This is a genomic window from Neisseria sp. P0019.S003, from assembly GCF_051957115.1.
GTDB classification, from domain to species: Bacteria; Pseudomonadota; Gammaproteobacteria; order Burkholderiales; family Neisseriaceae; genus Neisseria; species Neisseria flavescens_D.
In genome coordinates this window covers 1-448 of record NZ_JBQCWT010000086.1, presented here as the reverse complement: position 1 = coordinate 448, position 448 = coordinate 1, and the positions used below count along the sequence as shown (strand labels likewise).

Here is a 448-nt window from a genome sequence, read left to right as displayed (position 1 = left end):
GTTTTTATATCTGTCAGAAATCCATATCCATACCAACGCACACAGACTGACCACTATGCCGACAGGACTACGTAGGTGCGGCGACAGCCAGGCCGGAAGGTTGACGATGATAAGAATCAGCATAGCAATGATACGGGCTACATTATCTCTACTCCCAACATTTCTATTTTCGCCCTTCAGCAAGTAAGAGAGCAGCTCATTAGTATCAAAAGACAGGCCAAATGCCTTTCTCATTTGACGGTAAGACACATGAATGCTTTTACTCCAGACAATTTCATCCTTGCTCTGCTCGGAACACAGAATGACATTCCGGCCATAACTTTTCTTGCCGCTATATTCCTTGTAATGAAGCAAATCGCCTTGTTTGACTTTCCAATAAAAAGCGCCAGCCGCTGCCTCGACCCGCCCGCGGTAATGATCAATCAACATTTCACCGGCAGGATTGCCA

At 46.0% G+C, this 448-nt stretch carries 1 pseudogene; it reads right to left on the bottom strand.

The window, feature by feature from the left end:
- Window positions 1–448 (bottom strand): annotated as a pseudogene (locus tag ACTHTS_RS11210) (DUF4178 domain-containing protein); the annotation flags it as partial.